The organism is Pseudomonas sp. 05L36, from assembly GCF_056398125.1.
This window is the reverse complement of record NZ_JBFTOU010000026.1, coordinates 34,633-54,999: the sequence shown is the minus strand read 5'-3', so window position 1 is coordinate 54,999 and position 20,367 is coordinate 34,633. Positions and strand designations below refer to the sequence as shown.

21 protein-coding genes are annotated in these 20,367 nt (G+C 60.3%); all 21 read right to left on the bottom strand.

Going from position 1 to position 20,367, the window contains the following annotated elements; genetic code table 11:
* Nucleotides 1-30: 30 nt before the first annotated feature.
* Complete coding sequence (fliN, locus tag AC1DKH_RS24050) at nt 31-477, bottom strand: flagellar motor switch protein FliN (protein WP_477752420.1); 447 nt, start codon at nt 475-477, stop codon at nt 31-33.
* Nucleotides 478-543: 66 nt separating this feature from the next.
* Nucleotides 544-1,512, bottom strand: coding sequence for a flagellar motor switch protein FliM (gene fliM / locus AC1DKH_RS24045; protein WP_057398369.1), 969 nt, complete (start codon nt 1,510-1,512; stop codon nt 544-546).
* A 9-nt stretch (nt 1,513-1,521) separates the two neighbouring features.
* A complete protein-coding gene (fliL, locus tag AC1DKH_RS24040) occupies nt 1,522-2,025 on the bottom strand; it encodes a flagellar basal body-associated protein FliL (RefSeq protein ID WP_477799506.1) in 504 nt (167 codons plus the stop codon).
* A gap of 212 nt (nt 2,026-2,237) precedes the next feature.
* Nucleotides 2,238-3,602: a flagellar hook-length control protein FliK gene (locus AC1DKH_RS24035; protein ID WP_477799505.1), complete on the bottom strand. Its 1,365-nt coding sequence runs from the start codon at nt 3,600-3,602 to the stop codon at nt 2,238-2,240.
* 100 nt (nt 3,603-3,702) lie between these two features.
* A complete protein-coding gene (locus tag AC1DKH_RS24030; protein ID WP_477799504.1) occupies nt 3,703-4,062 on the bottom strand; it encodes an Hpt domain-containing protein in 360 nt (119 codons plus the stop codon).
* Nucleotides 4,063-4,092: 30 nt separating this feature from the next.
* Entirely contained in the window at nt 4,093-5,799 is a 1,707-nt protein-coding gene (locus tag AC1DKH_RS24025; protein ID WP_477799503.1) for an ATP-binding SpoIIE family protein phosphatase, read from the bottom strand.
* A 5-nt stretch (nt 5,800-5,804) separates the two neighbouring features.
* Nucleotides 5,805-6,113: an STAS domain-containing protein gene (locus AC1DKH_RS24020; protein WP_477799502.1), complete on the bottom strand. Its 309-nt coding sequence runs from the start codon at nt 6,111-6,113 to the stop codon at nt 5,805-5,807.
* A 146-nt stretch (nt 6,114-6,259) separates the two neighbouring features.
* The gene (fliJ, locus tag AC1DKH_RS24015; RefSeq protein WP_477752414.1) at nt 6,260-6,709 is read right to left on the bottom strand and encodes a flagellar export protein FliJ; all 450 of its coding nucleotides are present in this window, start codon (nt 6,707-6,709) and stop codon (nt 6,260-6,262) included.
* Nucleotides 6,710-6,715: 6 nt separating this feature from the next.
* The gene (fliI, locus tag AC1DKH_RS24010) at nt 6,716-8,074 is read right to left on the bottom strand and encodes a flagellar protein export ATPase FliI (RefSeq protein ID WP_477799501.1); all 1,359 of its coding nucleotides are present in this window, start codon (nt 8,072-8,074) and stop codon (nt 6,716-6,718) included.
* Nucleotides 8,064-8,861: a flagellar assembly protein FliH gene (gene fliH / locus AC1DKH_RS24005; protein WP_477799500.1), complete on the bottom strand. Its 798-nt coding sequence runs from the start codon at nt 8,859-8,861 to the stop codon at nt 8,064-8,066. Before fliH ends, fliI begins: the two co-directional genes overlap by 11 nt.
* Before the next feature lie 4 nt (nt 8,862-8,865).
* The gene (gene fliG, locus AC1DKH_RS24000; RefSeq protein ID WP_007983391.1) at nt 8,866-9,885 is read right to left on the bottom strand and encodes a flagellar motor switch protein FliG; all 1,020 of its coding nucleotides are present in this window, start codon (nt 9,883-9,885) and stop codon (nt 8,866-8,868) included.
* Nucleotides 9,878-11,665, bottom strand: a complete 1,788-nt coding sequence (gene fliF, locus AC1DKH_RS23995; RefSeq protein ID WP_477752412.1) for a flagellar basal-body MS-ring/collar protein FliF — start codon at nt 11,663-11,665, stop codon at nt 9,878-9,880. Before fliF ends, fliG begins: the two co-directional genes overlap by 8 nt.
* A 16-nt stretch (nt 11,666-11,681) precedes the next feature.
* Nucleotides 11,682-12,008 (bottom strand): flagellar hook-basal body complex protein FliE, encoded by a 327-nt coding sequence (fliE, locus tag AC1DKH_RS23990; protein ID WP_008021337.1) that lies wholly within the window; start codon nt 12,006-12,008, stop codon nt 11,682-11,684.
* A gap of 242 nt (nt 12,009-12,250) precedes the next feature.
* A complete protein-coding gene (locus tag AC1DKH_RS23985) occupies nt 12,251-13,636 on the bottom strand; it encodes a sigma-54-dependent transcriptional regulator (RefSeq protein ID WP_477799499.1) in 1,386 nt (461 codons plus the stop codon).
* 5 nt (nt 13,637-13,641) lie between these two features.
* The gene (locus tag AC1DKH_RS23980) at nt 13,642-14,835 is read right to left on the bottom strand and encodes a sensor histidine kinase (RefSeq protein WP_477799523.1); all 1,194 of its coding nucleotides are present in this window, start codon (nt 14,833-14,835) and stop codon (nt 13,642-13,644) included.
* A gap of 128 nt (nt 14,836-14,963) precedes the next feature.
* Nucleotides 14,964-16,439, bottom strand: coding sequence for a sigma-54 dependent transcriptional regulator (locus AC1DKH_RS23975; RefSeq protein ID WP_477762522.1), 1,476 nt, complete (start codon nt 16,437-16,439; stop codon nt 14,964-14,966).
* Nucleotides 16,440-16,611: 172 nt separating this feature from the next.
* On the bottom strand, nt 16,612-16,908 hold the full coding sequence (fliT, locus tag AC1DKH_RS23970; protein WP_015096255.1) for a flagellar protein FliT: 297 nt from the start codon (nt 16,906-16,908) through the stop codon (nt 16,612-16,614).
* A 10-nt stretch (nt 16,909-16,918) separates the two neighbouring features.
* Complete coding sequence (gene fliS, locus AC1DKH_RS23965; protein WP_477752409.1) at nt 16,919-17,314, bottom strand: flagellar export chaperone FliS; 396 nt, start codon at nt 17,312-17,314, stop codon at nt 16,919-16,921.
* Between the two features lie 128 nt (nt 17,315-17,442).
* Nucleotides 17,443-18,879 (bottom strand): flagellar filament capping protein FliD, encoded by a 1,437-nt coding sequence (fliD, locus tag AC1DKH_RS23960; protein ID WP_477799498.1) that lies wholly within the window; start codon nt 18,877-18,879, stop codon nt 17,443-17,445.
* Between the two features lie 82 nt (nt 18,880-18,961).
* Nucleotides 18,962-19,315: a flagellar protein FlaG gene (locus AC1DKH_RS23955; RefSeq protein ID WP_477752407.1), complete on the bottom strand. Its 354-nt coding sequence runs from the start codon at nt 19,313-19,315 to the stop codon at nt 18,962-18,964.
* A gap of 72 nt (nt 19,316-19,387) precedes the next feature.
* Nucleotides 19,388-20,239, bottom strand: coding sequence for a flagellin domain-containing protein (locus tag AC1DKH_RS23950; RefSeq protein ID WP_108218632.1), 852 nt, complete (start codon nt 20,237-20,239; stop codon nt 19,388-19,390).
* Between the last annotated feature and the right edge of the window lie 128 nt (nt 20,240-20,367).

The window sequence follows — 20,367 nt, the reverse complement described above, 5'->3', positions numbered from 1 at the left end:
CGCCAGCACAAATCCCAGAACCTTTTTCACTCAGCGCAGCTTCTTGATGCGTTCGCTTGGGCTGATCACGTCCGTCAGGCGGATGCCGAACTTCTCGTTGACCACCACCACTTCGCCGTGGGCGATGAGCGTGCCGTTGACCAGCACGTCCAGCGGCTCGCCAGCCAGGCGATCGAGCTCGATCACCGAACCCTGGTTCAGTTGCAGCAGGTTGCGGATGTTGATGTCGGTGCTGCCCACTTCCATGGAAATCGACACCGGGATATCGAGGATCACGTCCAGGTTCGGGCCTTCGAGGCTGACCGGATCGTTGTTTTTCGGCACGCTGCCGAACTCTTCCATTGGCAGGCGGTTGGACGCGGAGCTGCCGGAGTCAGCGGCCAGCAAAGCGTCGATGTCGGCCTGCCCGGCATCGCCGGTTTCTTCCAGGGCCGCAGCCCATTCATCGGCCAGTGCCTGATCGTCCTGCATGTTCATATTGTCAGTGTCCTCGGCGAGCAAAAATTCAGAATTCGGTTAATCGCGAATGGGTACGAGCGCCGGTCAACGGCGCTCGATCGGCTCGATCACTTGCAACGCCAGGTTGCCCTTGTGCGAGCCCATCTTGACCTTGAAGGCCGGCACGCCGTTGGCGCGCATGATCATTTCTTCCGGCATCTCGACCGGGATCACATCCCCCGGTTGCATGTGCAGGATGTCGCGCAGGCGCAACTGACGACGGGCCACCGTGGCACCGATCGGCACGTCGACGTCCAGCACGTCCTGGCGCAGGGCGTTGACCCAGCGCTCGTCCTGGTCGTCGAGGTCCGACTGGAAGCCGGCGTCGAGCATTTCGCGCACCGGCTCGATCATCGAGTACGGCATGGTCACGTGCAGGTCGCCGCCACCGCCATCGAGTTCGATGTGGAAGGTCGACACCACAATGGCCTCGCTCGGGCCGACGATGTTGGCCATGGCCGGGTTCACTTCCGAGTTGATGTACTCGAAGTTGACTTCCATGATCGCCTGCCAGGCTTCCTTCAAATCGACGAACGCCTGCTCCAGCACCATGCGCACCACACGCAGTTCGGTCGGGGTGAATTCACGCCCTTCGATCTTGGCGTGCCGGCCGTCACCGCCGAAGAAGTTGTCCACCAGCTTGAACACCAGCTTGGCGTCGAGGATGAACAGCGCGGTGCCGCGCAGGGGTTTGATCTTGACCAGGTTGAGACTGGTCGGCACATACAGCGAGTGCACGTATTCGCCGAACTTCATCACCTGCACGCCGCCGACCGCCACGTCCGCCGAGCGACGCAGCATGTTGAACATGCTGATGCGGGTATAGCGGGCGAAACGCTCGTTGATCATTTCCAGGGTCGGCATGCGTCCACGGACGATGCGATCCTGGCTGGTCAGGTCATAGCTTTTGACGGTGCCGGGTTCGGCAGCGTTTTCGGTCTGTACCAGACCATCGTCGACGCCATGCAACAGCGCGTCGATCTCATCCTGGGACAGCAGGTCCTGCACGGCCATGTCGTGTTCCTACTGCAGTACGAAATTAGTGAAAAGCAACTGTTCGATCACCACTTTGCCGAGCTCTTTCTGCGCCACTTCCTGGACGCTGGCGGTGGCTTTCTGCCGCAGCATTTCCTGGCCGACCGGCGAGGCGAGAGTCGCGAAGTCCTGCCCGGAGAACAGCATGACCAGGTTATTGCGGATCACCGGCATGTGGACCTTGAGCGCATCCAGATCCGCCTGATTGCGACCGAGCATGGTGATGCTCACTTGCATGTAGCGCTGGCGACCGTTCTGGTTGAAGTTGGCCACGAAGGCCGGCGCCATCGACTCGAAAATCGCTGGCTGTTTGCCGACGGCAGCGACTTGCGCCTCGGCGGCGGCAGGCTTGCTCTGAGCGCTGTGCATGAAGTACCAGGTCGCCCCCACGGACACACCGATCGCCAGCAGCAGGGCCACCACGATCACGATAATCAGCTTGAGTTTGCCTTTGGTTGCGGGGTCTTTTACTGCTGCGTCGCTCTTCGCCATGCCAATAATCCGTCACTAATCGGGTTTTCACAGTCGCACGGCAAGGCAAGAGCAAGTGTTATGCCATGTAGGAGCGAGCCTGCTCGCGAAAGACGTGAGAGCGCCGCGTTTATTCAGATGGCCCTCGTCATCGTTTAACTCCATCGCGAGCAAGCTCGCTCCTAAGAGGGTTCGTTCCCATGCCATGGGAACGATTGGAGTGATGGCTTTGATCAGGCGTAGTAATCGACCACACTGGAGCCGATCACGCGGGTGGTATTGGCAGCCACTTCAGCGACGCCCGGGGCCACGTCGTCATCCATTGAATCGAGGCGACCGCCGCTGGCATTGGTCCGCCCGCTCTGGCTTTGCCGGGCCTGTTCCTGCCCTTGGTGCGAACCACGGGACTGGTCCGACACGTTGACATCGACCTGCCCCATGCCCTGCTGCGCGAACATGTCGCGCAAGCGATGGACCTGGCCATCCAGCGCCTCACGGACACCCGGATGCGCACTCATGAACGTAACCTGGGTCTGTTGATCGGGAACCATGTTCACCCGAATGTCCAGGCGCCCGAGCTCAGCGGGCTGCAACTGGATGTCCGCCGCCTTGAGGCTGGCGCTGGACAGGTACATGACCCGGTTCACCACCTCTTCGGTCCACCCGCTCTGATGCATGGCGATCGGCTGGTTCACCGGCAAGGCATTGGCGGTCTTCGGTGTGGCCGCCTGGGTCAGCGCGGCCAGACGGTTGGCGAAATCATCGACACGGGTGTCGCTGCTGGCGGACTTGAGGTCTTTCAGGCCGTCATCGAGCAACCCGCTGAAAGCCTTGTCATCCCCTTGGCTGGTGCTGTTCTTGTCGGCCTGAACATCCAGCAGGGTCGCCATGCCGGCGGCAAAGTTTTGCGCCGGTGTCAGCTCACCATCAGCCTGGGCTTGTGCCTGTGTCGGCGCAGCCTTGGGCTGCGCCTGACTGGAAGCCGAAACGTGACCGCTCTGCTCCATTGCCAGGCGTAACGCTGGCAGGGCGTCGAGCGGATCGGCCTCGGGATCGAAATCGCCGTCAGCAGCAGCCTGTGCCGGTGTGGCTGTCACGGTGATTGCTGCGGCAACCGGCGTGTCAACCGTTGGCGGCACAATGTTGGCCGCGGCAGGTGTTGCCGGCGCTGGCGCAGTGACTACTGGCTGTACGGCTTGCTGCAACGAGGGATCAAGCGCCGGATCGAGCGGTGCGGTATCGACGACCGGAGCACGGTCGACATCTGACGCCTCATTGTCGGCGGTCTTGTCGTCAGCCTGCACCGGCGTATCGGAAGGCAAGGATTTGCCGCCATCGGCAACCACCGGCTCCCCGGCGGCAGACTTGTCGTCGCCAGCGTCTTTTTCTCCGGCGACATCGGAGCTTTTTTCGCGACTCGGCTTGACCGAGGCATCCGCCGACGCATTGGGCTTGTTCCGGGCCTGATTGGCATAGACATGAGCGAAGCTTGCGGCCTTGTCCCCAGGCTCAGCGGTCAGCGCCGGAGGATTGGCGCAGGCCGCTTGAATCTTGGCCTGCCTGGAGGCCTGAAGCAGAATATTGGGGGTAACGGGCATGAAACAGTCTCCGCTGCACGGGGCTCGTAAGTACAGTTGGACGAGTTAAATGCAAAGGTCGAGCCAGTTTCACTCGAAGGAGACAAAATGCAGCGCATGCTCAGATTTTCGCTGGGCAACGCTGTCGTTCAGCTTCGTACAGAGGCCGGATAGCGGCGAATTCGCGGTCGATTTCGCCGACCAGTTCCTGAACGGCGGCACATGGCAAATCTTTGGCCCGCTGTTCAAGTTGATGGCAGAGCTCGGTCAGCCTGACTGCACCCATATTGCTGCTGCTGCCCTTGAAGCTATGGGCGGTTGCAACGAGCAGTGCAGTACTGTCAGTCGTTCGCAAGACGTTAATGCGCGCTTCGGAGTCCGCAAGAAAGATATCCAGCAAATCCGCATAGCCCTCTTCCATCACTTCCTGCAATGCACTCAGCACGCCGCGATCCACATGTTTGTCGTTTTTGTCGTTCATTTGCTCACTCCTTGATCAAGAATGCGCGGATTACTGCGCAGCCTTCCAGATAAACTCCACACGTGCACTTCGACCATCGTCGGTCCAGCGGGCATTACGCCCCAACTGGCGGATCAGACTGACTCCACGTCCCGACAGGCGGATGTCATCCACAGGTCTTTTCATCACCCGCTCGACATCGAAACCCTTGCCGCTGTCTTCGATGTGAATGGTCAGGCAACCGCCGTCGTCTGTTGGCGTCACCTGCAAATGCAACCGTACATGGCCTTCCTGAAGTTCGTCCAGACGGGTATTACGCTGCTGATAATAACGCGCAAAACCCGATGCATCGCGCTTGAGGCTCGAGTCCAGCCCCAGCACGCCATGCTCCAGCGCATTGGAATAGAGTTCCGCCAGCACACTGTAGAGCGCACCGCTCTGGCCCCGCAGACCATGGACCTCAAGCAGCAATTGCAACAGATAAGGCAAGGGGTTGAAACGCTTCAGTGTGGCGGCGCGAAACTCGAAACTCACCGACCAGTCCAGCGGGCACGACTGGCCGCTGTCGGAGTAGACCAACGCCGGCGGCGTGATCTGCGCCGGCTCCAGCAAGCTGATTTCGACCATGCTGACATCGTCGCGCGCTTCACCGCCAAACTGTCGCAGCGCATGCTCGATCTCTTCGAACAGCGCATCCGGCTGGCGATTGGCGGCGAACACCTGCTGCAATCGCTGCACGCCAAACAACTGGTCATTGGCGTCGCAGGTGTCGATCACCCCATCGGACAACAGGAAAACCCGATCCCCGAGCGCCATGGGAAACACCTCGGTACGCTCATCGAAGGACTCCGGACTCAGCACCCCCAAAGGCAGGTGCCGCGCCGGCAGAGGCGTTCGCTCGCCACTGGCAATGCAATGCAGATAACCGTCGGGCATGCCGCCGTTCCAGACCTCCACTGAATGACGCTGAAAACTCAGACACAGCAACGTGGCACAGCAGAACATGTCCACCGGCAGAATGCGCTTGAGCTTGGCATTCATCTCGCGCAGGGTTTCCGCCAGGCCATAGCCCTTGGCGGTCATTCCGTAGAAGACTTCGGCCAGGGGCATGGCGCCCACCGCCGCCGGCAGACCGTGGCCGGTGAAGTCGCCCAGCAGCACGTGCATGTCGCCGGCCGGGGTGAACGCGGCCAGCAACAGATCGCCGTTGAACAGCGCATAGGGCGATTGCAGATAACGGATATTCGCAGCGGCATTCAGGCAGCCGGAGTGCGCCACCTTGTCGAAAACGGCCTTGGCCACACGCTGCTCGTTGAGCAGGTAGTCGTGGTGCCGGGCGATCTGATCACGCTGTTGCAGCACGGTCTCCTGCAAGCGCCGCAAGCGATCCATCGCCTTGATCTTGGCGGCGAGAATCACCTGGTTGTAGGGCTTCGCCAGAAAGTCGTCACCGCCGACTTCCAGGCAACGGGCCAGGGCTTCGCTTTCGGACAACGAGGTGAGGAAGATGATCGGCACCAGGGTTTCCCCGGCCAGGGCCTTGATTTGCCGGGCCGCCTCGAAGCCGTCCATCACCGGCATCATCGCGTCCATCAACACCAGGTGTGGTTGCTGCTGGCGAAACGTGTCGACCGCTTCGGCACCGTTGGCCGCCGTCAGCACTTCGTGCCCCAGGCGGCGCAGGATGCTCGACAGCAACAGGCGATCGGCGGCGCTGTCCTCGGCAATCAGGATCTTCAGCGGCTCCAGTGGCTGCATGGCAATCAACTGATGTCGAACAGCTTGTCGAAGTTGGAGATGGCGAGGATTTTGCGCACGTCGGTATTGCTGTTGACGACGCGCACATCGGAGTCGTCGCCACCGGCGTGATCGCGCAGCAACAGCAGCATGCCCAACGCAGAGCTGTCGAGGTAGGTCGCATCTTTCAAATCGACCACGATCGAACTCGGCATTTTGCCCTCGGGGAGCTCATAGGACTCACGAAATTCCTGATGCTTGGCGAAATCGAATCGTCCTTTGACCGATATCGTCAACTTTTGCCCATCAGGGGACACTTCGGTAACGACTGGCATTCAATGGCTTCCTTGTCTTTGGAGAACGTACGTGTAGAAGGTTTAGCACTTGGTGGGAATAGGAGCAAGATCAAAAGATCGCAGCCTGCGGCAGCTCCTACAGGGGATTGCATTCTCATGTAGGAGCTGCCGCAGGCTGCGATCTTCTAATACGGATCCTGACGCGGCAAGCGCTGGGACAACTCATCCAGCAGTTTCTGTTCGCGCCGGTCCTCAAGCGCCCGCGCCTCATCGGCATAGCGCTGAACCAGCTTGCGCAAACCTTCGACCCGGGCAAACGCCTGCTGCCAGGTTTCCCGCGCCTTGTTCAGGTTGTTCTGATGCCAGGCCAGGCTTTGCCGCTGCTGGTCGATGGCCGTGCCCAGTTGCGCGAGAAAGCCCTGATAACCCAGCAACCATTGGCCCGAGACGCCACCGCTGCCGCGTACGATCCATTGTTCCTGATAGTCGAGACGGAAGGCTTCAAGGTCGGCGAGTTTGCTTTGTGCCAAACGCACTTGCCCCTGAAAGTGCCCCAGGCGCTGGACCGCGGTTTTCTCGGCCTTTTCGGCCATTTCCACCACCGGCGCCAGCCTTCCTGCCCGACTCAGGGCCATGATCGCTTAACCGCCCGCCGCGGGCGCGAAGATCGAGGCGAGATACGCTTCGCTTTCACCCAGGCTGATGCTGTCGTTGAGACCCTGACGCAGGTATTTGACCAATTGCGGCTGCAGGGAAATCGCCAGATCGGTCTCGCGATCTCCGCCGGCGACATAGGCGCCGACGCTGATCAGGTCGCGACTCTGCTGATACCGCGACCACAATTGCTTGAAATATTGCGCACGGGCCATGTGTTCCGACGAGACCACCGCCGGCATCACCCGACTGATGGACGCTTCAATATCGATGGCCGGGTAATGCCCCTCTTCGGCCAGGCGCCGGGACAGCACGATGTGCCCGTCGAGCACGCCCCGTGCCGAGTCGGCAATCGGGTCCTGTTGGTCATCGCCTTCGGACAGCACGGTGTAGAACGCGGTGATCGAACCACCGCCCTTCTCCGCATTACCGGCCCGTTCCACCAGTTTCGGCAGCTTGGCGAATACCGACGGCGGATAGCCCTTGGTCGCCGGCGGCTCGCCGATGGCCAGGGCGATTTCCCGTTGGGCCTGGGCGAAACGGGTCAGGGAGTCCATCAGCAACAGGACATTCTTGCCCTTGTCGCGGAAATACTCGGCGATGCGCGTGCAATACATCGCCGCGCGCAGCCGCATCAGCGGCGCATCGTCCGCCGGGGACGCCACCACCACTGAACGCTTGAGCCCCTCTTCACCGAGGATGTGCTCGATGAACTCTTTAACTTCACGGCCTCGCTCACCGATCAGCCCGACGACGATGATGTCGGCCTCGGTGAAGCGCGTCATCATCCCCAGCAACACCGATTTACCGACACCGGTACCGGCAAACAGGCCCAGCCGCTGGCCGCGCCCGACCGTCAACATGCCGTTGATGCAACGGATGCCCACGTCCAGCGGTTCACTGATCGGTTCGCGCTTGAGCGGGTTGATGGTCGGGCCATCCATTGGCACCCAGTCTTCGGCCTTCATCCCGCCCTTGCCGTCCAGTGCACGGCCGGCGCCATCCAGCACCCGCCCGAGCATGCTCATGCCCATCGGCAAACGCCCGGTATCGGACAAGGGAACTACGCGGGCACCGGGTGCGATGCCAGCGACGCTGCCGACCGGCATCAGAAAGACTTTACTGCCGGAGAAACCCATCACTTCGGCTTCGACCTGCACGGGGTGATAGCTGTCGTCGTTGATGACCATGCAGCGACTGCCCATGGCGGCGCGCAGACCTTCGGCTTCGAGGGTCAGGCCGACCATGCGCAGCAAGCGGCCCTCAAGGATCGGCGCGCCGGCAAGCGTAGTCGCCTCGGCGTAACTGCCCAGGCGCCTGGCGAAGCTGGTGCGCTCAAGGCGCATCAGGCACATCCGCTACTGGCGCGGCAGCAGGCTTGCTGTCGACCGGCAGTTCCAGGCTCAAGTCCGGTGCGGCCGGGTGCAAGGACTGTTCGTGCAACTGGTCGAACAGCTTGTCCATCACCTGCGCGACACGGGTTTCGACTGTGGCGTCGATGCGGCTGTGTTCTGTCTCGACCCGGCAACCGCCGGGCAACAACGACTCGTCCTCGACGATGCGCCAGGTTTCTTCATGGCGTTCGCGCAGGGCTTTGACCTGTTCGAAATCCTGCGGGTTGATATACAGCCGCACATTGCCCACGCCCAACGGCAAGAGCTTTAGAGCCTCGCGCATGACGTGTTCGATTTGCGTGGAGTCGATGGCCAGTTCGCGCTGGATCACCTGTTTGGTGATGTGCTGCACGAGGTCGACCAGGGTTTTTTCGATCTGGGTGTCCTGCTCGGCGATGGGCTCGAACAGATGGCTCATCAATTGCTCCAGCGCTGCAATCTTGGCGGCCAGGACCACCTCGGCTTCCTGGCGGACCTTGAGCGTGGTGCTGTGGAAACCTTCCTTCTCACCCACCGCAAAGCCTTCGTTGTAGGCTTCCTGGCGAATGCTTTCGAGCTCTTCGAGGGTCAGCGGCTGGACTTCCTCCAGCGGCACTTCCTCCATTTCCGGCGGCTCGGGTTCAGGCGTTGGTTCAGGCTCCGGCTCCGGCGGGTCGAAACTGGGCAGCGCCCAGGACTCGAAGCCACCGACATCCCTGGCCCGGATCAGGTCAGTGGGTGCATCATCATTCTTGACCATGGTGTTAGATCATTTCCTCGCCGCCCTTGCCGCCGAGAACGATTTCTCCGGCTTCGGCCATACGGCGGGCGATGGTGAGGATTTCCTTCTGCGCGGTTTCCACGTCGCTGACGCGCACCGGGCCCTTGGCTTCCAGGTCGTCGCGCAACAGTTCGGCGGCACGCTTGGACATGTTCTTGAAGATCTTCTCCTTGACGCCTTCGTCCGAACCCTTGAGGGCCAGCACCAGCACATCGGAGGACACCTCGCGGAGCAGCGCCTGGATCCCGCGGTCGTCGACATCGGCCAGGTTGTTGAAGACGAACATGAGGTCTTCGATCTGACCGGACAGGTCTTCGTCGACTTCGCGAATCGAGTCCATGAGCTGGCCTTCAATGGAGCTGTCGAGGAAGTTCATGATGTCCGCTGCGCGCTTGATGCCACCCAGGGTGGTGCGTGAGGCGTTCGAGTTGCCGGAGAACTGCTTCTCGAGAATCTGGTTGAGTTCCTTCAGGGCCGCTGGCTGTACGGTGTTCAGCGAGGAAACCCGCAGAATGATGTCCAGTCGCACCTTGTGGTCGAAGTTGCCGAGCACTTCACCGGCCTGGTCCGGATCGAGGTACGCCACCACGATTGCCTGGATCTGCGGGTGCTCATAACGGATCACGTCGGCGACGGCGCGCGGCTCCATCCATTTCAGGCTGTCGAGGCCGCTGGTGTTGCCACCGAGCAGGATGCGATCGATCAGGCCGTTGGCCTTGTCTTCGCCCAGGGCCTGGGTGAGCATCTTGCGCACATAGTCGTCGGAGCCGACGCCCAGGCTGGTCTGGTCGCCGACGATATCGACGAACTCGCTCATCACCTGCTCGACCTGCTCGCGGTGCACATTACCCATCTGGGCCATGGCCACGCCCACGCGCTGAACCTCTTTGGGGCCCATGTGGCGCAGCACCTGGGCAGCGTCGGTGGAGCCCAGGGACAACAACAGGATTGCGGCTTTGTCGACCTTGGACAGTTTGGCGGCAACGGCTCGGTTATCACTCATCTGCGTTAATCCACTCTTTCACGACCTGGGCCACACGACCCGGATCTTCTGCCACCAGACTCTTGATTGCGTTCAACTGAGCGTCATAGCCTTCGCTCGGGCTCGGCAGCAGGATGCTTTGCGGACCGCCGAGGCTGACACGGTCGTTGGCCAACTCGCCATCCAGACCGCCCATGCCGCCCAACTCGACGTCGCTGCCGATACCGGCCAGCTGCTTGCCCTTGCCGCCCCCGGTGATGTTGTTGAGCACCGGACGCAGCACACCGAACACCAGCACCAGAATGAACAGCACACCCAGCACTTGCTTGACGATGTCCCAGAACCACGGCTGGGAATAGAACGCAATATCGGCAATCACTTCACCGCGCTCGGCGGAGAACGGCATGTTGATCACGCTGACGCTGTCACCACGGCTGGCATCGAAGCCGACCGCGTCCTGCACCAGGCGAGTGAAGCGCGCCAATTCATCGGCGCTCCAGGGCGCACGGGTGGTTTCGCCGTTGGCCGGATTGATCTTGACCTGATCATCGACCACCACCGACACCGACAGGCGATTCAATCGGCCCTGCTGCTGCTTGGTGTGGCTGATGGAACGGTCGAGTTCGAAGTTCCTGGTCGATTGTGAACGCTTGTCCGCCGGGTACGGTGCGAGCATTGGCTGACCGGTGGCCGGGTCCATGATTTGCTGGCCGTTGGCATCGATCAGCGGCTGGCCTGGCTGCACCATGCCGGCCGACGCGGTGGCACCCCCGGTGGTTTGCGGCGCGGAGGCCGGCGACGGCGGCTGGTTGCTCAAGGCACCCGGCACACCTTGCGGGCCGTTGCTGGCGGTACGCTGCTCGTTGACCGACTGCTCGCTGCGCAACGCCGGTTGATCCGGGTTGAATTGCTCGGAAGTCGACTCGACCGCACTGAAATCCACGTCGGCCGAGACTTCGGCCTTGTAACGGTCGTTGCCCAGCACCGGCTGCAGGATATTGTGCACGCGCTGGGTGAGCATGCTTTCCATGCGACGGCTGTAGTCGAATTGCTTGCCGGCCATGGTCAGTTCGGAGTTTTCCGCCTGATCCGAGAGCAGGGTGCCCTTCTGGTCGACGACGGTGATCTGCGACTTGCTGAGTTCGGGAACGCTGGTCGCCACCAGGTTGATGATGGCCACGACCTGGCCGGGTTCGAGGGAGCGACCGGAATAGAGCTCAACCAGAACCGAAGCGCTCGGCTTGCGCTCGTCGCGTACGAACACCGAACTTTTCGGGATCGCCAGGTGCACGCGGGCACCCTTGACGTTGTTCAGGCTGGAAATGGTCCGGGCCAGTTCGCCTTCGAGGCCGCGACGATAGCGGGTCGCTTCCATGAACTGGCTGGTGCCCAGTCCCTGCTCCTTGTCGAGGATTTCAAAACCGATGTTACCGTCGCTGGGAGTGACACCAGCGGCCGCAAGCTTGAGCCGCGCGCGGGACAGGTCATCGGCCTTGACCAGCAAGGCACCGGAATTGGGTTCGACGGTGTACGGGATATCGGCGGAGGCCAGGGTTTCCATGACCTGCTTGGCGTCCATGCCGGCAAGGCTGCCGTACAGAGGCCGGTAGTCCGGTTGCTGGGACCACAACACCACGGCAAAACCAATCGCCACGCTCGCTGCCAGGCCGACCAGCAGGCCCACCTGACGCAACATGGTCATCTCGGAAAGGTTTTCCAGGAAGGACAACCCGAACAGCGGCGGCTTGCCGTCTATTGGAGTGGCCTTGGCCGGAACATTATCGGCGACTGCTTCTGCCATGACTCAATCTCGTCCTTTAAACCGGCATCTGCATGATGTCTTGGTAAGCCTGAACCAGCTTGTTGCGCACCTGGGTCAATGCCTGGAATGACACACTGGCCTTCTGCGAGGAAATCATCACGTCTGTGAGGTCGACGCCGCTTTTGCCGATTTCGAAGGCGCTGGCCAACTGAGTGGAAGCCTGTTGCGTGTCGTTCACTTTATTGACGGCCTGGCCGAGCATGTCGGAAAAGCTGCTGCCCGCCACTTCAGGGACGGCCGTCGATTTCGGCGCAGACATGGCATCCATTTGCATGGCGCGCATGTCGAGCATCAACCGATTGAATTCAATACCTTGGCTCATGGTCTCTCTCTTTGACGACCCGCAATTTTTTGACACTCACTCGGCGGGTAATGAGGTGTTAGCAACAAGGGTGCCAGCTCCATGGCCTTGTTTCACAAAAGCCCTTCTCATCGCCGCCGCCCCCCCTGTAGGAGCGAGCCTGCTCGCGATGAACCCGAGAACACCGCGGGGTGTCAGGTTCCCAGCGTTATCGTTCACGTCCATCGCGAGCAGGGCTCGCTCCTACAGGGACACAATCAGGATCAGGTGGCGAACAAAAAGGCCTCCACATCCATGCCGGCATCGCGCATCTGCGCCAGCTTGTAGCGCAGGGTTCGCGGGCTGATACCCAGGCGCTCGGCCGCCTCTTTGCGACGACCGCGCTCGGCGCGCAAGGTATCGATGATCATCTGGAATTCACGGCGACGCAGGTCATCGCCCAGCGCACCGACCGACTCGGACTCGACTTCCACGGGGCGCGCCACTGCCTGCGCCAACGCAGGCAGTGGCGCGCAAGCCACCGGCCCGGCGAGGCAGAAATCCTGCGGCTGGATCAAGCCACCCTGCTGCAGAATCAGCGCACGCTGAATCGCGTTGTCCAGCTCACGAACGTTACCCGGCCATGGATAACCGATCAGGCACGCCTGAGCTTCGGGCGACAACCTGGCAGGCGAATGCTTCATTTTATTGACGTGCCTGGCCAGCAGACGCCCGGCCAGCGGCAGGATGTCGGCGGTACGCTCGCGCAACGGGCGCCAGGCCAGGGGAAACACCGACAGGCGATAATAGAGGTCCTCGCGGAAACGCCCCGCCGCCACTTCACCCGCCAGGTCGCGATTGGTGGTGGCGACCACGCGAATATCCAGCGTGATCGGTTTGCGCGCACCAACCCTTTCGACCTCGCGCTCTTGCAGCACACGCAGTAATTTGGCCTGGAGCCCCAGGGGCATTTCGGAAATTTCATCGAGCAAAATGGTGCCGCCGTCGGCCTGCTCGAACTTGCCGGCTTGCGCGGCAATGGCGCCGGTGAAGGAACCCTTCTCGTGACCGAACAACGTCGCTTCGAGCATGTTGTCCGGAATCGCTGCGCAGTTGATCGCGATGAACGGCTGATTGGCGCGATGAGAATGCTGATGAATATAACGCGCCAGCACTTCCTTGCCCGTACCCGACTCGCCCGAGATCAACACCGTGGAATCGCTGCGTGCAACCCGCGCCGCCAACTCGAGCAACTGCGCGCTCGCCGGCTCGAACGCTACCGGCCCTTCGCCCTCGGTCAGGCCGAGACTGCCCAGGGCATGACGCCCCACCAGATCGAGCAACGCCTTGGGCTCGAATGGCTTGACCAGATAGTCCGCCGCCCCCTGGCGCATCGCATCGACCGCGCGCTCGACCGCACCGTGAGCCGTCATCAGCAACACCGGCAACTGCGGCTGCCGCGCTCGCAGCATGCCAAGCAACTGGTGGCCGTCCATGCCCGGCATATTGACGTCACTGATCACCAGGCTGAAGGCCTCGCCGCCAACGGCAAGCAACGCCTCCTCTGCCGACCCCACCGCCTTGTAATCATGCCCCGCGAGCAGCAGCGTATCAGCCAGTGCCTCGCGCAAAGCGCGGTCGTCCTCGACCAGCAGAACCTTGATACCCATCGGCGTCACTCCGCGCCTTGAGCGCTGCTGAACAACGGCAGGATGACCTGCGCGCAGGTGCCGCGACCGAGCCGCGAGCGCAGCTGCAATTCGCCCCGATGAGCACGCGCCACGGCCTTGACCACGGTCAGGCCAAGACCTGTACCGGTGCTCTTGGTGGTAAAAAAGGGTTCGCCCAATCGCGCCAGAACGGCCGCATCGATACCGCTGCCACTGTCACTGACGCACAGGCGCAGGTTGTTGCCGCGGGTGTAGAGGTGAATCTTGAGGCGCAATTGACCGGCACTGGCCTGGATGGCGTTCTCGATCAGATTGAGGATCGCACCGACCAGGGTGTCGCGATTGCACAGCAACTCCCCCGAGTGACTGTCGCACTGCCAGCGGATCGGCAGATCCTGTACGTGGGTCAGCGCCGCCGCTTGCAACGATTGCATCAGTTGACCGGGGGTCACGCGGTCGGTCAGCGGCAACTCGCCACGGGCGAAGACCAACATGTCGCGCACCTGGTGCTCCAGCTCGTGCAGGCGCTCCTTGAGGCGCCCGGCAAAGCGCTGCCGGGTAGTGACCGGCAACTCTTGCTCGGTCAAGTGACTGGCATACAGCAGCGCGGCGGACAACGGTGTGCGTATCTGATGAGCCAACGAAGCGACCATGCGCCCCAGCGACGACAGACGCTCATGACGGGCCAGTTGATCCTGCAGATGGCGGGTTTCGGTCAGGTCATTGAGCAGCACCAACTGGCCCGGCTCGGCGTCCAGCGAGCGCGTGGCGATGGACAGGCGCCGACCGTCCTTGAGCGAAACTTCATGACCATCGTCTTCGCGCGGGGCAAAACTGCGGGCAATGACGTAGCGCCACAATTCACCTTCCAGCGGCAGGCCCAGCAGCTCGCTCGCCGCCGGATTGGCTTCGCGCACGATGCCCTGGGCGTCAATGACGATGACACCGCCGGGTAACAGATCAAGGAGGTTTTGCAGACGGTTGGCCAGGCGTTCCTTTTCCGCCAGCTCCTGCATGCGCTGGGCACTGACCACCGCCAGTTCACCCTTGAGCTCGGTGACCCGGGCTTCAAGCATGCTGTAGGAATCAGTCAACTGAGTGGACATCTGATTGAACAGTGCGAATGCCTGCTCAAGGCCCAGCCGACTCGCCTGCTCTACGGACGACGGCTGCCGCGAAACATCAGGGACAGGAGACATCTGGGCGGCTTGGGGCATTGTGCTCTCTCGCTTGGCTGACCGTCAGTGAAACGGAACGTTGCGAGGGACGTAGCAATACCCGTGCCTAAAAAAAACTTCTTATAAATGAATGACTTGAAAAACAGGCGTCAATCATCCGCCTGTTCGTCTCCATCACGACGACTCATGCCGTACTTGCGCATCTTTTCCACCAGCGTGGTACGACGGATACGCAACCGCTCGGCCGCGCGCGCCACAATGCCATTGGCGTCATCCAGCGCCTGCTGAATCAAGCCTTGCTCCAGACCACCGAGGTAGTCCTTCAGGTCCAGACCCTCCGGCGGCAACATGGCGTTGGCCGTGAAGTCCGGCGTATGACCGTTGATGGCCACGCGCTCTTCCAGATCGCTGCGCAGGCTGTCGACCATTTGCTCGTCTTCATCGTCGACGTAGCGGAATTTCTTCGGCAACTCGACCACGCCGATCACGCCGTATGGATGCATGATCGCCATGCGCTCCACCAGGTTGGCCAGTTCGCGGACGTTGCCCGGCCAGCCATGGCGGCACAGCGACATGATCGCCGCCGAGTTGAAACGGATCGAACCGCGCTTCTCGTGCTCCATGCGCGAGATCAACTCGTTCATCAGCAGCGGAATGTCTTCGACGCGCTCACGCAGCGGCGCCATCTCGATCGGGAACACATTCAGGCGGTAGTACAGGTCTTCGCGGAAGGTGCCGATCTCGATCATGCTTTCGAGATTCTTGTGGGTCGCCGCAATGATGCGCACGTCGACGCTCTGGGTCTTGTTGCTGCCCACGCGCTCGAAGGTGCGCTCCTGCAACACGCGCAGCAACTTGACCTGCATCGGCAGCGGCATGTCGCCGATTTCATCGAGGAACAGGGTGCCGCCGTTGGCCAGTTCGAATCGACCGGCGCGACTGGTGATCGCCCCGGTGAAGGCGCCCTTCTCATGGCCGAACAATTCGCTTTCCAGCAACTCGGCCGGGATCGCCCCGCAGTTGACCGGCACGAACGGCGCTTCGCGGCGCTTGGAATGGTAATGCAGGTTGCGCGCAACCACTTCCTTGCCGGTGCCGGACTCACCGAGGATCAGCACGCTGGCATCGGTATCGGCGACTTGCTGCATCATCTGGCGGACGTGTTGGATCGCCCGGCTGGTGCCGACAAGACTGCGGAAAAGATTAGGCTCGCGATGACGACCGCGCTCGCGGGCCTGGTCGTACATCTCGCGATAGACCTGGGCACGGTGCAGCGAATCGAGCAATTTGCTGTAGCTGGGCGGCATTTCGAGAGTCGAAAGCACTCGCCGACGCTGGTCTTCCGGCAGGTCAATGGAAGAATTATCGCCCATTAACAAAACCGGAAGGAACTCATCCCATGTCGAGAGTGTCTTTAACAAGCCCAGAAGTGAACCAGGAGCATTGACTGTCCCGATGAGGACACAGATTACTTCACGACTTGACGACAAAGAGCCGACAGCCTGCTGCCAGTCATGGCTACCGCAGGGTAAATTTTCTTCACCGAGAAAATTCAAAATCACCGCCAGGTCGCGGCGGCGGACGCTATCGTCATCAATCAGCAGAATTTTGGTTTCACGCCACATGCAATAGCAACTTCCCTAGTCAACTCAATGCCCAAAATGCTGGGGCAAGCTAGACGCTTGCAGGCATGTTATGCCTGAAGACGACTGAAATCTGGAACCAGCCACTAGTTAAGTCAAAAAACCGCGCACAGTCAAATTTATGGCGCACATATCTGGATTAACTTGGGGTTAATTAACCAAACAGATGGTAAACCTTTGCCGCGTTCCGCGCTTGCTGGATCTGAGACATTTCATCGACTATCGCCTGCCTCTCCCCCATCGCTACCTCAAGTAGCTGCTTGTAGACATACAGCAACTCCTCAAGATTGCTACGCAGAACTTCTTCGTCCAGCGAAGCCTCGCTCAAGACGTCTTCCATGCAGGAACGGCAATCCAGGTCCAATTGACCGATGGCCTCCCAGTCGCGCTCGGCCAAAGCACCGACCAGCGCTTCGCGAGTTTGTTCTATTCGCTGCAATACAAGACTCATGGCGATCTCCCTAGAACTGCGGAGCTGGCGCAGCAATGCCGTCCCAGCCTTCTTTCACCGTGCGCAGCAAGCCCGCGACCTCATCGAGAATCCTCGGGTCGCTGCTGATGTTCGCCTCGGCCAGGCGCTTCATCATGTAGATGTAAAGGCTGTCGAGTTCGCCCACGGCTTCGGCGCAATTTTCAAGATCCAGGCCTTCACGCAAGCCACCGATGATGCCGATCGCCTTGCTGATCGACACACACTTGCCGGGAATGTCCTTGCGCTCCAGGGCACCTTTGGCCTGAGCGATCCGGTCCAGGCCACCTTCCATGAGCATCTGCACCAAACGATGCGGACTTGCTTCGGACGTCTGGGCGTGCGCCCCCACTTTCTGATACTGCCGAAGGGCTAACATTGGATTCATGTTCTACCTCATTACCACAATGACTCGTATAGCCAGAGTATCGTCTGCAAGACAGAAAACTTTAGATCAAAAGACAAAAACCCGGCACACGCGAAAATGCGTAGCCGGGTTTTTTCGTCAACTCATGACTAGCTGTTGGACTTCTGGGCGTTCAAGGAAGTGAAGAACGAGGTGATGTTCGTCGCCGTCGCCTTCATTTGCCCGACCAACAGGTCCATTGCGTTGTATTTGGCGGTCAACGTCTTGGTCATGTTGGCGACACGCAAGTCCAACGCAGACTGCTGGTTTGAAAGGTTCTTGCTCAGGCTCTGCAGGTTGGTATTGCGCTGGTCAAGCAACCCGCCCGTCTGCACATAGGGCTTGATTGCAGTGCCCATGCGCGCCAGCAGGCCGTTGGTAGCATTGCTACCGTTGAACAACTGCTGCACCTGGCCGCTCATGCCGTTGATGGCCATCGTCTTGTTGAACGCCGTTGCATCGAACGCCAGGTTGCCGGTTTTCTCGTTCGTCAGCACGCCGATCTGCGACAGCACCGCCAATGGACCGCCCGCCCCGGGAGCGGTCAGCACACCGCGGATATCGGAGATCAGAGTGCGCGACATCGAGTCGCCGGTAAACGCCGCCTGAACCGTCAGTTTGCCATCGGCATCCGCGGTCGCCTTGGACAGGGAATTGATGGTGTTCATCAGGGTGTTGTAGGAATCAACGAACGACTGGATCGAGGTTTGCAAACCGGCGGTATTGGTCGCGACGGTGACGGTCGCCGCAGCCGGCGGCGTACCTGGACTCACCGACGCCAGGTTCAGGGTCAGGCCGCTGACTGCGCCGGTTACCGTATTGCTCTTGCTGGTCACTGCCAGACCATCGATGGTCAGCGATGCATCCACCGCAACCCCGTTGACAGCCCCTGAACTTGAAGCCGAAGGGTTGGCGCCCATCGCTTGGGTACCGTCGATTTCAAGACCGACGATACCGCTGACCGTAAGGTCGGAACCCGCGCCGGTCTTGCTGGAGCTGATCACCAGTCGCGACGCACCACTGCTGTCGGTCACGATGTTGGCAGAAATACCATTACTCGCCTGCGCGGAGTTGATGGCATCCCGGGTGCTCTGCAGGGTCGCACTGGCTGGAATCGTGACATCGTAATCAGTGCCATTCTGACTGATTTTCAAAGTACCACTCGGAATGGCACTGGCCGCACCGCCGGCGAAAGAAGCACTGGCGACTTTCGAGCTGGTGGCCAGGTTATTCACAACAACGCTGTAGGTACCGGCAACAGCGGTGTTGTCGGAAGTCGCACCCAGAATCGACGGGGTACCCGAAGTGGCGGTATAGCCCGCAAACACGGGATTGGTCTTGCTACCGAGATTGGTCAGCGCCGTCTGAAAGGCCGTCAGTGCGCTTTTCAGGGAACCGACACCGGAAATCTTCAGCGTGTTGGTTTTGGTCTGAGTATCGATCTGCGTCTGTTTCGCCGATTTGTCGGCGTTGACCAGCGCAGTGACGATCGCACCGATATCCAGGCCAGAGCCTAAGCCCGCACCCGGTAAAATTGGACTTGCCATTTTTCGTCTCCCTTCAGGTTGCTGCCACTCTTTTGACCAATGCCTGCGCCCAAGAACGTACAAACACTATTCATGCCAGCTATCAGACTTTGGCGTCGAACAATACGTGACTCGCATTGCTCAGGCTTTCTGCCAGCTTGAGGGCTTCTGCGGAGGGGATCTGTCGCACGACTTCACCCGTTTCGCTTGCAATCACTTTGACGACGACCTTTCCGGACTGCTCGTCTATCGAGAACTCCAGATTGCGCTTGATCGACTGTACAAACTTTTCGATCTGCTGCACCGCCTGCTTCAGGTGGACGTCATCCGCATCCGGTTTCTTATCCGCCGCTGGAGTCACGCTGGCGGCTTCAGGCTTTTCCGGCGCTTTATCCGAAACGGTGCTCGCTGGCTGGGGAGCCGGATAAGACACGCCAAGCTTTACGCTCATCTCCATGTCCATCACCTCTTAACGTAAAAAGCGAGAGAGCGTGACCAGCACACTCCCCCGCTCAAACTTATTCCGAAATTACTGAAGCAGCTTCAGTACAGCGGAAGGCAGTTGGTTGGCTTGAGCCAGAACCGAGGTAGAAGCCTGTTGCAGGGTTTGCTGCTTGGTCAGGTTCGCGGTTTCTGCGGCGAAGTCGGTGTCTTGTACACGGCCTTGTGCAGCAGTGGTGTTTTCCACGATGTTCTGCAGGTTGGAGATGGTGCTGGTCAGACGGTTCTGCGAAGCACCCAGGTTTGCGCGGGTGGCGTTGATCGATGCCAGAGCGGCGTCGATCGCGGTGATCGCGTTGTCGATGTTGGCAGACAGGGTAGCGGAAGTCGCACCGGTCAGAACAACAGTACCGCTGCCTACGGACAGGGATACGGCGTCGAACTTGGAGCTCAGTACCAGGTCGATGCGGTTGGCCGAACCAGTGTTGGCGCCAACTTGCAGCTGCATGGTGCCAGCCGAACCGTCCAGCAGGTTTTTGCCGTTCAGGTTGGTAGAGGCAGAGATACGGGTGATTTCGTCAGACATCTGAGCGAATTCGGAGTTGGTAGCGGTCTGGTCAGCAGTGCTGTTGGTACCGTTACGTGCTTTAACAGCCAGTTCACGCATACGCTGCAGAATGTCGGTCGAAGCTTGCAGCGCGCCTTCAGCGGTCTGGGCAACGGAGATACCGTCGTTGGCGTTCTGCACTGCCTGGTTGCCACCACGAATCTGTGCGGCCATGCGAGTTGCGATCTGCAGGCCAGCGGCGTCGTCTTTGGCGCTGTTGATTTTCAGGCCGGAAGACAGGCGAGCCATCGAAGTCGACAGAGCGTCGGTAGCACGGTTCAGGTTCTTCTGAACGTTCAACGACGTGGTGTTGGTGTTTACTGTTAAAGCCATGACGAATTCCTCGTTGGTTGGGTACTGCGGCTTCCGGCCCTGGCAACCGCCGGGTATGGCCTAGAGAACCTTCGTAATAGTTATCGTCGGGTTGGCAGGTTGCTTGAGGGCTTTTTTTAAAAAAAATG

Coding starts and splice junctions, on each gene's coding strand:
- fliN (WP_477752420.1), bottom strand. CDS start 477: ATGAACATGCAGGACGATCAGGCACTGGCCGATGAATGGGCTGCGGCC.
- fliM (WP_057398369.1), bottom strand. CDS start 1,512: ATGGCCGTGCAGGACCTGCTGTCCCAGGATGAGATCGACGCGCTGTTG.
- fliL (WP_477799506.1), bottom strand. CDS start 2,025: ATGGCGAAGAGCGACGCAGCAGTAAAAGACCCCGCAACCAAAGGCAAA.
- AC1DKH_RS24035 (WP_477799505.1), bottom strand. CDS start 3,602: ATGCCCGTTACCCCCAATATTCTGCTTCAGGCCTCCAGGCAGGCCAAG.
- AC1DKH_RS24030 (WP_477799504.1), bottom strand. CDS start 4,062: ATGAACGACAAAAACGACAAACATGTGGATCGCGGCGTGCTGAGTGCA.
- AC1DKH_RS24025 (WP_477799503.1), bottom strand. CDS start 5,799: ATGCAGCCACTGGAGCCGCTGAAGATCCTGATTGCCGAGGACAGCGCC.
- AC1DKH_RS24020 (WP_477799502.1), bottom strand. CDS start 6,113: ATGCCAGTCGTTACCGAAGTGTCCCCTGATGGGCAAAAGTTGACGATA.
- fliJ (WP_477752414.1), bottom strand. CDS start 6,709: ATGGCCCTGAGTCGGGCAGGAAGGCTGGCGCCGGTGGTGGAAATGGCC.
- fliI (WP_477799501.1), bottom strand. CDS start 8,074: ATGCGCCTTGAGCGCACCAGCTTCGCCAGGCGCCTGGGCAGTTACGCC.
- fliH (WP_477799500.1), bottom strand. CDS start 8,861: ATGGTCAAGAATGATGATGCACCCACTGACCTGATCCGGGCCAGGGAT.
- fliG (WP_007983391.1), bottom strand. CDS start 9,885: ATGAGTGATAACCGAGCCGTTGCCGCCAAACTGTCCAAGGTCGACAAA.
- fliF (WP_477752412.1), bottom strand. CDS start 11,665: ATGGCAGAAGCAGTCGCCGATAATGTTCCGGCCAAGGCCACTCCAATA.
- fliE (WP_008021337.1), bottom strand. CDS start 12,008: ATGAGCCAAGGTATTGAATTCAATCGGTTGATGCTCGACATGCGCGCC.
- AC1DKH_RS23985 (WP_477799499.1), bottom strand. CDS start 13,636: ATGGGTATCAAGGTTCTGCTGGTCGAGGACGACCGCGCTTTGCGCGAG.
- AC1DKH_RS23980 (WP_477799523.1), bottom strand. CDS start 14,835: ATGTCTCCTGTCCCTGATGTTTCGCGGCAGCCGTCGTCCGTAGAGCAG.
- AC1DKH_RS23975 (WP_477762522.1), bottom strand. CDS start 16,439: ATGTGGCGTGAAACCAAAATTCTGCTGATTGATGACGATAGCGTCCGC.
- fliT (WP_015096255.1), bottom strand. CDS start 16,908: ATGAGTCTTGTATTGCAGCGAATAGAACAAACTCGCGAAGCGCTGGTC.
- fliS (WP_477752409.1), bottom strand. CDS start 17,314: ATGAATCCAATGTTAGCCCTTCGGCAGTATCAGAAAGTGGGGGCGCAC.
- fliD (WP_477799498.1), bottom strand. CDS start 18,879: ATGGCAAGTCCAATTTTACCGGGTGCGGGCTTAGGCTCTGGCCTGGAT.
- AC1DKH_RS23955 (WP_477752407.1), bottom strand. CDS start 19,315: ATGGAGATGAGCGTAAAGCTTGGCGTGTCTTATCCGGCTCCCCAGCCA.
- AC1DKH_RS23950 (WP_108218632.1), bottom strand. CDS start 20,239: ATGGCTTTAACAGTAAACACCAACACCACGTCGTTGAACGTTCAGAAG.